Origin of the sequence: Streptomyces sp. NPDC015346, from assembly GCF_043078785.1 — a bacterium.
Lineage (GTDB): Bacteria > Actinomycetota > Actinomycetes > Streptomycetales > Streptomycetaceae > Streptomyces.
Genome location: NZ_JBIBTW010000006.1, coordinates 164136 through 176620, shown reverse-complemented (window position 1 = coordinate 176620; position 12485 = coordinate 164136). Strand labels below are relative to the sequence as shown.

Here is a 12485-nt window from a genome sequence, read left to right as displayed (position 1 = left end):
CGTATCCGCGCCGGTCCGTTCCTCGACACTTGGGGGTGTCCGTGGTCCGTATCCGGGTCCTGGTGGTGGACGACCACCGCATCTTCGCCGAGTCGCTGGCCGCCGCCCTCGCGGCGGAACCCGACGTCGACGTCTCCGCGGCGGGCAGCGGCCCCGCCGCGCTGCGCTGTCTGGACCGCGCCGCCGCCGACGGCCGCCGGTACGACGTGATGCTGGTCGACGCCGACCTGGGCACCGCTACCGGCAGCGGCACCGGTGCGACCGGCTCCGTGCCGGCGGCGCGCGCCGTGCCGGACCAGGGCGAGGGCGTGGTCGACGGGATCTCCCTGGTCGCCGGGGTCACCGAGGCCCGGCCCGGCGTCCGGACGGTCGTACTCGCCGAGAAGGACGACCCGCACCGGGCCGCGCTGGCGCTCCAGGCCGGGGCGTCGGGCTGGGTGGCGAAGGACTGCTCGCTGCAGCGGCTCCTCGCGGTGATCCGGGGTGTCCTGCGCGACGAGACGCATCTGCCGCCCGCCCTGCTGACCGGGGTCCTGCGGGAGCTGACGGCGGCCCGCAGGCACCGCACCGAGAGCGAGCGGCTCGTCGAGTCGCTGACCCCGCGCGAGCGGGAGGTGCTGCGCTGCATGGTGGCGGGTCTGGGGCGCAAGGCGGTGGCGGAGCGGCTGTTCCTGTCCCCGCACACCGTCCGTACGCACATGCAGAACGTGCTCGGGAAGCTGGGCGTCCACTCCACGCTGGCCGCGGTGGCCCTGGCCCGCCGGGCCGGGGTGGGTCCGGCGGAGCTAGCCGGGGATGTTGTCGAACGGGGCGGTCAGCTGGCGTAGCAGGCCCGCCAGTTCGCCGCGCTGGGTGCGGGAGAGCTGGGCCAGGATGGCGCGTTCCTGCGCGAGCAGTCCGGCGAGCGCCTGGTCGGCCCGGTCGCGGCCCTCGGGGGTGAGGCGGACCAGGACCCCGCGCCGGTCGCTGGGGTCGGGCAGCCGCTCGACGAGACCCTTCTTGGTGAGCCGGTCGATGCGGTTGGTCATCGTGCCCGAGGTGACGAGCGTCTGGGTGAGGAGCTGGCCGGGGGAGAGCTGGTACGGGGCGCCGGCGCGGCGCAGCGACGTGAGGACGTCGAACTCCCAGGGCTCCAGCTGGTGCTCGGCGAAGGCGAGCCGACGGGCGCGGTCGAGGTGCCGGGCGAGCCGCGAGACGCGGCTGAGCACCTCGAGCGGTTCCACGTCGAGGTCCGGGCGCTCTCGGCGCCATGCAGCGACCAGCCGGTCGACCTCGTCCTCCATGTCGATCAGTGTAGAGGGTCTGTTGACATAAAGTCTCTTGACGTCAAGATATAGTCGGCTGGACTATGGGGAAGTACGGGGCCGGAACCTATTCCGCTTCGGTCGCTCGTTCCAGCAAGGGGGCTCGAACATGCATTCCGCACCAACCTCTGCTTCCACCTCAGCCGCACCGACATGGGACCCGCAGCAGTACCTCCGCCACTCCGGCCACCGCACCCGCCCGTTCCTCGACCTGCTCGCCCGAATACCGCGACTTCCCGCCGACCGGCCCGCCCGCATCGCCGACCTCGGCTGCGGCCCCGGCAATGTGACCGTCCTGCTCGCCGACCGCTGGCCCGACGCCCACATCACCGGCTTCGACCTCTCGCCCGAAATGCTGGAACGGGCCGAGAAGGACTGGGCCGGCACCACGGCCGGGGGCGGCTGGATCGACTTCCGGCCGGCCGACGCCGCCCACTGGACACCCGATGAGCCCTACGACCTGATCGTCTCCAACGCCGCCCTCCAGTGGGTCCCCAACCACCCCGAGTCCTTCGCCGCCTGGATCGACGGCCTGCGCCCCGGCGGGACCCTCGCCTTCCAGGTCCCCGGCAACTTCACCTCGCCCAGCCACGCCCTCCTCGGCGAACTCTGCGACACCCCGCGCTGGCACAGCCGCCTCGCCGGCGAGGGCCGCCGCTTCGTCCACGTCCTCGACCCCGCCGACTACCTCACCCGCCTGGTCGACCTCGGCTGCGAGACCGACACCTGGGAGACCACCTACTCCCAGCTCCTGCCCGGCGAGGACCCGGTCCTCGACTGGGTCAAGGGCACGGCGCTGCGCCCCGTACTGACCGCGCTGGAAGGGGACCAGGAGGCGACGGACGCCTTCCTCGCCCAGTACCGCGACCTGCTGCGGGAGGCCTATCCCCGGGGGCCGCACGGCACGGTCTTCCCCTTCCGCCGCATCTTCGCCGTGGCGAGGAAGCCGGCATGACGCGGGAGCGCCCCGCACCGGAGATCCGGTGCGGGGCGCCCCCGCTCGCGCGTGCGTGCTTCCTGGTGCTTCCTAGTACACGCCGTTGTAGATCTGGAAGCCGGTACCGATCTTGGTCCGCGGGCCGAAGGCGCCCGTGCCGGTGCTGTAGTAGCGGTACAGGTCACCGCCCGACGTGACCGCCAGCAGGTCGCCCTTGCCATCGCCGTTGAGGTCACCGGGCGCGACCAGCTTGCTGTACGCGTTCCAGCCGCTGCCGACCTTCGCCCGCGCCGCGAACGGCGCGGGGGCCGAGCCGGTGCCGCGGTACAGGTACAGGTCGCCGGCGCCGTCACGGGCCAGGATGTCCGTACGGCCGTCACCGGAGTAGTCACCGGCACCGACGATCCGGTTGAAGGCGCCCCAACCGCTGCCGATCTTGATCCGGGAGGCGAAGCCCTCGCCCGTGCCGTGGCCGCGGTACAGGTACAGCTCGCCACCCGACGTGCGGGCGAGCAGGTCGCCCTTGCCGTCGCCGTTCAGGTCACCGGGGCCGACGAGCAGGTTGTAGATGCCCCAGCCCGAGCCGTAGTCGCCGTACGGGCCGTACAGGGTCCCCTCGTACGTCTCCAGCAGGTACGGAAGACCGGCCGAGTCGAGCGACGAGGCGAGGGCGAGGTTCGCGCCGCCCCAGATGCCTGCTTCGCCCACCTGGTCGCGCGGCGACAGGCGGCCGTTGTTCATGGACCCGTACCACCAGAGCGTGCCCGCCCCGTCCCGGGCCATGAAGGCGTTCTTGCCCGAGACCGGGTTGCTGCCGGCGTTGCCGAACTGGTCGACGCCCTGGAAACCGCCGGTCGCGCCGATCTGCACACGAGGGCCGAGGCGCCCGTCGCCGAGGCCGGTGTAGCCCCAGAGCGTGCCGGTCTGCTGGTCGCGGGCGAACAGATCGGCCGCGCCGTCGCCGTTCACGTCGTCCACCGCGATCAGCTGGTTGAAGATGCCCCAGCCGGTGCCGACCTGCCGGGGCGCCTTGAACGGCGCCGACGTGCTGCCGGTGCTGCCGTAGAAGAACAGGCGGCCGTCGAGGGAGCGGCCGATGACGTCGCCCTTGCCGTCGCCGTCGTTGTCGCCGATGCCCACGATCTGGTCGTAGACGTTCCAGCCGGCGCCGATCTTCGTGCGCGCGCCGAACGGCGAGGACCACGTCGAGCCGTTGGCGAGGTAGAGGTACAGGTCGCCGTTGTGCTGGCGGCCGATCAGGTCCGCGCGGCCGTCGCCGTTGACGTCGCCCGGCGAGAAGACCTTGTTGTAGAGGGTCCAGCCGTTCCCCTGCCAGCGGTGCTCGCCGTAGGTCGCGGTGGCGTTCGCGTACAGCCGCAGCGTGCCGTGCGGGGAGAGGGTCAGGACCTCCGGCTGGCCGTTGCCGTCCTGGTCGCCGATCGGGACGATGTCCAGCGCGAGGTCCGTGTTGCCGTCGCTGCCGAGGAACTCGCCGCCCTCGCCGGAGGACGGCGTGGTGTAGGTCAGGCCGTCCCAGGCCCGGTAGATCAGGTCGCCCGCGCCGTCGCCGTCCACGTCGAAACGGACCGGCGAGGTGGCGTCGGCAGCGGCGCCGCGCGCGGCGCCGGACGTGCCGGACCTCAGCTCCGACAGGTCGGGCGCGGCCGGCGGGGTGAACGGGCGGTCGGACTGCTTCATGGGCGGCCGCGGAGCCGGCTCGTCGGCCGACGCCGGAGTCGCCGCCAGCAGCATGCCGGCGGAGAGTACGAGAGCGGTGCAGGCCGCGATGCGGCGCGCGCGCTTGGAGTGCACAGAGCGCAAGAGATCCCCCCCTGGGGAACGTGATGTCACGGGACCGGTCGGAGGATGCCCGCGCTCGCTCCGTACGGCGTCACGCGGGCATACGGGCCCGCGGACAGCGTCGTACAGAGGTCGAACAAACGACCGGATGTTGAGCGGAGTGTATCCCTCCGTGGAGGTGATCGACCAGGATTTTGATCGCAGCTCTAGAGACGCTCCGCCCGCCCCGCCCCCGCGACGTCAGCTCTTGCGGTGCCCGATCAGGCGCGGCTTCTGTTCCAGGCCGTCCAGGCCGTGCCACGCCAGGTTCACGAGATGCGCCGCGACCTCCGCCTTCTTCGGCTTGCGGACGTCCAGCCACCACTGGCCCGTCAGCGCCACGCTGCCCACCAGCGCCTGCGCGTACAGCGGCGCCAGCTTCGGGTCGAAGCCGCGGGCCTTGAACTCCAGGCCCAGGATGTCCTCCACCTGCGTGGCGATGTCGCTGATCAACGACGCGAACGTGCCCGTCGACTGCGCCACCGGCGAGTCGCGGACCAGGATCCGGAAACCGTCCGTGTACCGCTCGATGTAGTCGAGGAGCGCGAAGGCGGCCTGCTCCAGGAGCTCACGCGGATGACCCGCCGTCAGCGCCCCCGTCACCATGTCGAGCAGCTGGCGCATCTCCCGGTCGACCACGACCGCGTACAGCCCCTCCTTGCCGCCGAAGTGCTCGTACACCACCGGCTTGGAGACCCCGGCCTTCGCCGCGATCTCCTCCACCGACGTGCCCTCGAAGCCCTTCGCGGCGAAGAGGGTCCGGCCGATGTCCAGCAGCTGCTCCCGGCGCTCCGCGCCCGTCATCCGCACCCGGCGGCCACGCCGGGGCTTGGTCTCGCTGCCGCTGGTACCGCCGTCGATCGCCACGTCATCCATCATGCCGCGTTCGCGGCTTTGTCCTGGCGGCGGGCTTCGATCCGCGACTCGTTCGGCCAGCGCACGTCGTAGGCCCAGCCGAGCCGCTCGAACCAGCGGATCAGGCGCGCGCTGGAGTCGACCTGGCCGCGCAGCACCCCGTGCCGCGCCGACGTCGGGTCGGCATGGTGCAGGTTGTGCCAGGACTCGCCGCAGGACAGCACGGCCAGCCACCACACGTTGCCCGAGCGGTCCCGGGACTTGAAGGGGCGCTTGCCCACCGCGTGGCAGATCGAGTTGATCGACCACGTCACGTGGTGCAGCAGCGCGACCCGTACCAGCGAACCCCAGAAGAACGCCGTGAACGCGCCCCACCAGGACATCGTCACCAGACCGCCGACCAGCGGCGGGATCGCCAGGGAGAGCATCGTCCAGAAGATGAACTGACGCGAGATCGCGCGGATCGCCGGGTCCTTGATCAGGTCCGGCGCGTACTTCGCCTGCGGCGTCCGCTCCTCGTCGAACATCCAGCCGATGTGCGCCCACCACAGGCCCTTCATCAGCGCCGGCACCGTCTCACCGAAGCGCCACGGCGAGTGCGGGTCGCCCTCCGCGTCGGAGAACTTGTGGTGCTTGCGGTGGTCCGCCACCCAGCGCACCAGCGGGCCCTCCACCGCGAGCGACCCCATGATCGCCAGCGCGATCCGCAGCGGCCGCTTCGCCTTGAAGGAGCCGTGGGTGAAGTAGCGGTGGAAGCCGATCGTGATGCCGTGACAGCCGATGTAGTACATCGCCACCAGCAGGCCCAGATCGAGCCAGGACACGCCGCCCCAGCTGAAGGCCAGCGGCACGGCCGCGAGCAGGGCGGCGAAGGGCACCGTGATGAACAGCAGCAGCGTGATCTGCTCGATCGAACGCTTGTGGTCCCCGCCGAGCGTGGCGAGGGGCAGATCCGGTGCGCCGTCGCGCACCTCGGAGTCCGTGGTCGGCTCGGTCCTTGTGGTCATGGATGTCCCCTGGGGATGAAGGGATGGAGGGATGAAACGAACGAAGAGGAGTAGAAAGGGAGAGAAAAGAGAGGGAAACGGGCTGAAAGGGACGCGTGGCTACGGTTCCGTAACCTACGGCGACGTAAGTATGGCAGCGCGGTGGCGCGCGGCAAGAGCACGCGAGAGGGGTGCCCGGCTGTCCACCAGGCGGACACATATCCTGTGTGCGTCGGACAGCGCGGTCCGCACGCGTCCAGTACCCCTCCAGACGTGCTCAAACACTGCAAGGAGCCGCACCTGTGAGCAGTGCCGACCAGACCCCCACAGCCAGCGCCGAGCTGCGTTCCGACATCCGCCGACTGGGCGATCTGCTGGGCGAGACCCTCGTCCGCCAGGAAGGCCACGAGCTCCTCGACCTCGTCGAGAAGGTCCGCAGACTCACCCGCGAGGACGGCGAGGCCGCCGCCGAGCTGCTCGGCGAGACCGACCTGGAGACCGCGGCCAAGCTGGTCCGCGCCTTCTCCACGTACTTCCACCTGGCGAACGTCACCGAGCAGGTGCACCGCGGCCGCGAGATGCGCGAGAAGCGCGCCGCCGAGGGCGGCCTGCTCGCCCGCACCGCCGACATGCTCAAGGACGGCGACCCCGAGCACGTCCGGGCCACCGTGAAGAACCTGAACGTACGGCCCGTCTTCACCGCCCACCCCACCGAGGCCGCCCGCCGCTCCGTCCTCAACAAGCTGCGCCGCATCGCCGCGCTCCTGGAGACCCCGGTCATCGAGGCCGACCGGCGCCGCCACGACCTGCGGCTCGCCGAGAACATCGACCTCATCTGGCAGACCGACGAGCTCCGGGTCGTCCGCCCCGAGCCCGCCGACGAGGCCCGCAACGCCATCTACTACCTCGACGAGCTGCACGCCGGCGCCGTCGGCGACGTCCTGGAGGACCTCGCCGCCGAACTGGAGCGCGTCGGCGTCGAACTCCCCGCGGGCACCCGGCCGCTCACCTTCGGCACCTGGATCGGCGGCGACCGCGACGGCAACCCCAACGTCACCCCCAAGGTGACCTGGGACGTGCTGATCCTCCAGCACGAGCACGGCATCAACGACGCCCTCGACCTCATCGACGAGCTGCGCGGCTTCCTCTCCAACTCCATCCGCTACGCCGGCGCCACCGAGGAGCTCCTCACCTCCCTCCAGGCCGACCTGGAGCGCCTGCCGGAGATCAGCCCCCGCTACAAGCGCCTCAACGCGGAGGAGCCGTACCGGCTCAAGGCCACCTGCATCCGCCAGAAGCTCGTCAACACCCGCGAGCGTCTCGCCAAGGGCACCCCGCACCAGGAAGGCCGCGACTACCTCGGCACCACCGAGCTGGTCCAGGACCTCGCCCTGATCCAGACCTCGCTGCGCGAGCACCGCGGCGGCCTCTTCGCCGACGGCCGGATGGACCGCACCATCCGCACCCTCTCCGCCTTCGGCCTCCAGCTCGCCACCATGGACGTCCGCGAACACGCCGACGCCCACCACCACGCGCTGGGCCAGCTCTTCGACCGGCTCGGCGAGGAGTCCTGGCGGTACGCCGACATGCCGCGCGACTACCGGCAGAAGCTGCTCGCCAAGGAGCTCCGCTCCCGCCGCCCGCTCGCCCCCACCCCCGCCCCGCTCGACGCGGCCGGCCAGAAGACGCTCGGCGTCTTCCACACCATCAAGGAAGCCTTCGAGCGCTTCGGCCCCGAGGTCATCGAGTCGTACATCATTTCGATGTGCCAGGGCGCCGACGACGTCTTCGCCGCCACCGTCCTCGCCCGCGAGGCCGGCCTCCTCGACCTCCACGGCGGCTGGGCCAAGATCGGCATCGTGCCGCTCCTGGAGACCACCGACGAGCTCAAGGCCGCCGACGTCATCCTCAACGACATGCTGGCCGACCCCTCCTACCGCCGCCTCGTCTCGCTCCGCGGCGACGTCCAGGAGGTCATGCTCGGCTACTCCGACTCCTCCAAGTTCGGCGGCATCACCACCTCGCAGTGGGAGATCCACCGCGCCCAGCGCAGGCTCCGCGACGTCGCCCACCGCTACGGCGTACGCCTCCGGCTCTTCCACGGCCGCGGCGGCACCGTCGGCCGCGGCGGCGGCCCGTCGCACGACGCGATCCTCGCCCAGCCCTGGGGAACCCTCGAGGGCGAGATCAAGGTGACCGAGCAGGGCGAGGTCATCTCCGACAAGTACCTCATCCCGTCCCTGGCCCGGGAGAACCTCGAACTGACCGTGGCGGCCACCCTCCAGGCCTCCGCCCTGCACACCTCGCCCCGCCAGTCCGACGAGGCCCTCGCCCGCTGGGACGCGGCCATGGACACCGTCTCCGACGCCGCCCACACCGCGTACCGGCGCCTGGTCGAGGACCCGGACCTGCCGACGTACTTCCTGGCCTCCACACCCGTCGACCAGCTCGCCGACCTGCACCTGGGCTCGCGGCCCTCCCGCCGCCCCGGCTCGGGCGTCTCGCTCGACGGACTGCGCGCCATCCCGTGGGTGTTCGGCTGGACCCAGTCCCGCCAGATCGTCCCCGGCTGGTTCGGCGTCGGCTCCGGCCTCAAGGCGCTGCGCGAGGCCGGTCTCGACGCGGTCCTCGGCGAGATGTACGAACAGTGGCACTTCTTCCGCAACTTCCTCTCCAACGTCGAGATGACGCTGGCCAAGACCGACCTGCGGATCGCCCGCCACTACGTCGACACCCTGGTGCCCGACGAGCTGAAGCACGTCTTCGCCACCATCGAGGAGGAGCACGCGCTGACGGTGGCCGAGGTCCTGAAGGTGACGGGCGGCGAGCGGCTGCTCGACTCCAACCCGGTGCTCCAGCAGACCTTCGCCATCCGTGACGCCTACCTGGACCCGATCTCCTACCTCCAGGTCGCCCTCCTCGCCCGCCAGCGCCGGGCGGCCGAGCAGGGCGAGGAGCCCGACCCGCTGCTCGCCCGGGCCCTGCTCCTCACGGTGAACGGCGTCGCGGCGGGCCTCCGCAACACCGGCTGACGCCTGCGCTCACACGACGATGCCCCCGCCGGAATCCACGGATTCCGACGGGGGCCTCTTCATGTGGGCCGGACCAAGGATCAGGAGGGGTGGGGGCCGGTCACCTTGGCGCAGGACGGGTCGAGCCGCAGGGTGGCGAGGTCGCGGCCGACCAGGCCGTAGGCCTGCCAGGTGCCCGGGATGAAGGCGAGCTGGGGGTTGGTGTACCAGTCGTCGTCGAGGGCGGTGGCGAGGTGCTTGGCCTGGGTGAGGCCGGGGCCGATCTGGTAGACGTCGCCGTTGAAGAAGGTGGAGGCGAAGACCTTGTCGTTGTGCACCTGGACCTCACCGTAGCCCGGCAGGGAGCCCTCGGCGATGATCGGGCGGGTGCTGGTGGACAGGTCCATGGCGAACCAGCGCGGCGGGTCCGGCACGGCGGTGGTGGCGGCGGGAATCCGCTTGTAGACGCCGTACAGGACGTTGTCGTGGATCGTGATGTCCTGAAGGGTGTCGTAGGCGTCATCCGTGTAGGGATCCTTCGCCCAGAGGAGCTTGCCCTTCTTGCCGGTCGTCGGGTCGACGTGGTCGGCGTCGAAGGCGGCGACGCTCGCCGCCGTGTTCCACGAGGTCGACGGAGCGCCGCCACCGCCGCGCACGTCGGTGCCCACGTAGACGATGCCGTCCGGGCCCACGGTGAGGCTCATCAGGCTCTCGTTGGTGACGACGGGGAACGAGTCGGGGCCGGCCGTCGGCTTCGTCGCGGTCGGGCCGGAGAACCTGAAGACGTTCAGCGCGCCCTGCAGGCCCGTGCCGAGCGGTGCCGTCGCCACGAGAATCCGGTCGCGGGCGGCGTCGTACTCCATGTCCCACGGCCGCTGCTGACCGCTGGGCAGCTGCCCGACGACACTGACGGAATAGGCCTTCGTCGCCGGGTCGATCGTCGCCGGATCGATCATGATGACGCGGCCGCTGGGGTACAGCGCCGAGTAGATCTTGCCGTTGCGCTCCACGAGCGTCTTGGCTTCACCGGGGATCTCGATGGACTGCCTGCCGCCACCGGGCGTGTGGACGTTCATGATGAAGTGGCCGCCGACCCACACCTTGCCGTCGGAGGCGCGCAGCATGGACTGGGGCTTCTCCGCGCCCTCGCTGAACCCGGCGTCCTTCAGCTTGACGGACGACGACTGGCCGGTGCCGGTGTCCATCTGCCAGACCTTGCCGAAGCCGGCGAACCCGGTGAGCGTGGTGCCGTTCAGGAAGAGGCCGCGGGTCTCGTCCTGGGGCACGGGGGTGCCCAGGTACTTCGGAGCCGTGTAGCCCGTCTTGTACTCGTAGATGTTGCCGTCGGGGCGGGTCGACAGGTAGACGGTGTAGTCGGGGGCGAGGCCCATCATGTCGCCGGTCTCGGTACCCAGCGGAACCGTCTTCAGGTCGGTGCCGTCGGTCTTCACGTCGTACAGCGTGCTGCCGCTGGTACCGCGGACGCGGGTGCGGCCGACGGAGACCGTGGTGAAGCCCGTGCCGCCCTGGGCCAGCGTGCGGACCGCGCCGGTGGAGCGGTTGATGGCGACCATCTTGGCGGTGTCGAGCAGGCCGGCGTAGACGTTGGTGTCGTCGACGGCCAGGGACCGGACGTAGCGCTCGCCCGTGGCGAGGACCCCGAAGTCACGGACGGCGCCGGTCGAGGGCTTGTACTCGTACACCTTGCCGTCGTTGTAGGTGCCCGCGTAGAGCGTCCCGTCCGAGGCGGCGGCGAGGCTCCAGATGAAGTCGCCCTTGCTGCCGAAGGTCTTCAGGTGCTTCACCTGGCGGGTGGCCAGGTCGTAGCTGTAGAGGGCGGCCTCGACGTACGTGCCGATGTAGAGCTTGCCGTTGTGCGCCGCGAGGCCGTAGGCGCCCTCGGGCACGCCGTCGCCCGGGCCGTCCGGGATCTTGACCTCGCTTCCGGGTACGACGCTCTTCGTCGCGAGGTCGTACTCGGCGATGACCACGGGTAGGCGGCCGCGGCTCGTGACGAAGGCGCGGCCGTCGTGCACGAGGGAACCGCTGATCGCCCAGGTCGACGACGCGATGCCGTGGGTCTGGATGCCGGGGACGGTGCAGTCCGACATCACCGCCAGGTCGAGCTGGATGCGCGGAGTGGTGGCACCCGTGTAGCTGATGGGCTTCCCGGTGCTCTCCAGGGCCGTTTCCAGCTGGGTGACGCTCGCCTGCGGGTGCGCCTGCTTGAGCGCCGCGAAGGCGCCCGCGACGTGGGGGGCGGCCATGGAGGTGCCGTTGTAGGAGGCGTAGGTGTTGCCGGAGACCGAGGAGACGACGCTGCTGCCGGGGGCGAAGACGTCGAGCAGCGGGCCCCGGTTGGTGAAGGAGGACAGCTGGTCGTCGTCGGTGGTGCTGCCCACGGTGATGGCCGACGAGATGCAGCCGGGCGCTCCGACCGCGTTGCTGTACGCGTTGTTCCCGGCGGAGATCACCGTGGCGACACCGGCGGCGCGCAGGTTGTCGATGGCCGCCTTGCGGACGTCCGTGTCACAGGCCGCCGTGTACTGGCCGCCGCCCAGGCTCATGTTGGCCGAGACGACCGGCGTCCCGGACTGCCGCAGCTGCAGGACCTTCTCCAGGCCCGCGAGCTGATCGCTGCTGTAGCTGCGCACGCACGGCGCCTGGCCGATTCCGCAGGACGTCTCGGAGCTGAACTTGCTGAACACCTGGATGGCGACGATGCCGGCGCCGGGCGCGACACCGGTCTTGGGGGCTCCGGTCAGGCCCTGCCCGTGGCCGGCGGCGATGCCGGCGACATGGGTGCCGTGATCGCACAGCCGGGTCCCCGCGCAGGGGCCGGTCTCCACGTCGGCCGAGCCCGGTCCCTCCTGCTGGTCGGTGCCGTCGGGGCACAGGCTGGTGACGCCGGCGGCGGAGTCGGTGGACGAGAAGCACGCCTCGGCGATCACTCGGTCACCGAGGAAGGGGTGCTTGACGGCGACGCCGGTGTCCAGGACGGCCACCGCCGTGCCGGCGCCGGTGTTGCCGGCGGCGGCGGTCTTGTCGGCGCCGATCAGAGGAACGGTCGAATCCAGGGTCGGGGGGACCGCCACGTCCTCGGTGACGCTGACGACGCCCGGCTGGCCGGCGAGCTTGTCCAGACCGGCCTTGTCCACGCGCAGGGTGGTAACGGGCAGCGTGGAAAGGGTCTGCAGCGCCTTGCCCCCCTTTCCGGCACGGGCGGCGGCGGGCAGGTCCGCGCGGCTCCGGGTGACGACGTTGACTCTGACCGTGCCACCGCCGGAGACCTGGTCCTCAAGTGCCGGGTCGATGGGGTCGGCTGCCGCCGGGGGCGCCTTCTCGGGGCTCACCGCAGCGGCGTGGGTCGGTGTCACGCCGAGAGTCACGGCTATCAGCGCCGTGACGACCGTGGACCATAGAGGTCTTTTCATGTCGCTCCATCGTGAAGCGGACAGTGGGGGATGCCCGCGTGATCATGCGTTGAGAAGGCGACACGATATCGAACGGCCAATCGAAGGCCGGTGGTACCCCCTTGGGCGGTTCGGGTCCG

8 protein-coding genes are annotated in these 12485 nt (G+C 71.0%); 3 read left to right on the top strand and 5 right to left on the bottom strand.

The genetic code is table 11. The annotated features are described in order from the left end of the window. The first annotated feature begins 41 nt into the window (after nucleotides 1-41). Entirely contained in the window at nucleotides 42-827 is a 786-nt protein-coding gene (locus ACF06X_RS23080; protein ID WP_392289166.1) for a LuxR C-terminal-related transcriptional regulator, read from the top strand. On the opposite strand, the gene ACF06X_RS23075 is transcribed toward ACF06X_RS23080, so the two are convergent. Further along, on the bottom strand, nucleotides 786-1283 hold the full coding sequence (locus ACF06X_RS23075) for a MarR family winged helix-turn-helix transcriptional regulator (RefSeq protein WP_215070583.1): 498 nt from the start codon (nucleotides 1281-1283) through the stop codon (nucleotides 786-788). The genes ACF06X_RS23080 and ACF06X_RS23075 overlap by 42 nt on opposite strands. Before the next feature lie 130 nt (nucleotides 1284-1413). Between ACF06X_RS23075 and ACF06X_RS23070 the strand changes: the two genes are divergently transcribed. Next, nucleotides 1414-2259: a trans-aconitate 2-methyltransferase gene (locus ACF06X_RS23070; RefSeq protein ID WP_392289165.1), complete on the top strand. Its 846-nt coding sequence runs from the start codon at nucleotides 1414-1416 to the stop codon at nucleotides 2257-2259. A gap of 72 nt (nucleotides 2260-2331) precedes the next feature. On the opposite strand, the gene ACF06X_RS23065 is transcribed toward ACF06X_RS23070, so the two are convergent. The 3 genes from ACF06X_RS23065 to ACF06X_RS23055 all read right to left on the bottom strand — a co-directional run bounded on the left by ACF06X_RS23065 (nucleotide 2332) and on the right by ACF06X_RS23055 (nucleotide 5942). Beyond that, nucleotides 2332-4053 (bottom strand): FG-GAP-like repeat-containing protein, encoded by a 1722-nt coding sequence (locus ACF06X_RS23065; RefSeq protein WP_392289417.1) that lies wholly within the window; start codon nucleotides 4051-4053, stop codon nucleotides 2332-2334. A gap of 228 nt (nucleotides 4054-4281) precedes the next feature. After that, a complete protein-coding gene (locus ACF06X_RS23060) occupies nucleotides 4282-4959 on the bottom strand; it encodes a TetR/AcrR family transcriptional regulator (RefSeq protein ID WP_392289164.1) in 678 nt (225 codons plus the stop codon). Next, nucleotides 4956-5942, bottom strand: a complete 987-nt coding sequence (locus ACF06X_RS23055) for an acyl-CoA desaturase (protein WP_392289163.1) — start codon at nucleotides 5940-5942, stop codon at nucleotides 4956-4958. Before ACF06X_RS23055 ends, ACF06X_RS23060 begins: the two co-directional genes overlap by 4 nt. 281 nt (nucleotides 5943-6223) lie before the next feature. On the opposite strand from ACF06X_RS23055, the gene ppc reads away from it, so the two are divergent. Further along, nucleotides 6224-8953 (top strand): phosphoenolpyruvate carboxylase, encoded by a 2730-nt coding sequence (ppc, locus tag ACF06X_RS23050; protein WP_392289162.1) that lies wholly within the window; start codon nucleotides 6224-6226, stop codon nucleotides 8951-8953. 80 nt (nucleotides 8954-9033) lie between these two features. Here ppc and ACF06X_RS23045 read toward each other — a convergent pair whose 3' ends face one another. Next, nucleotides 9034-12366, bottom strand: coding sequence for a S8 family serine peptidase (locus ACF06X_RS23045; RefSeq protein WP_392289161.1), 3333 nt, complete (start codon nucleotides 12364-12366; stop codon nucleotides 9034-9036). Between the last annotated feature and the right edge of the window lie 119 nt (nucleotides 12367-12485).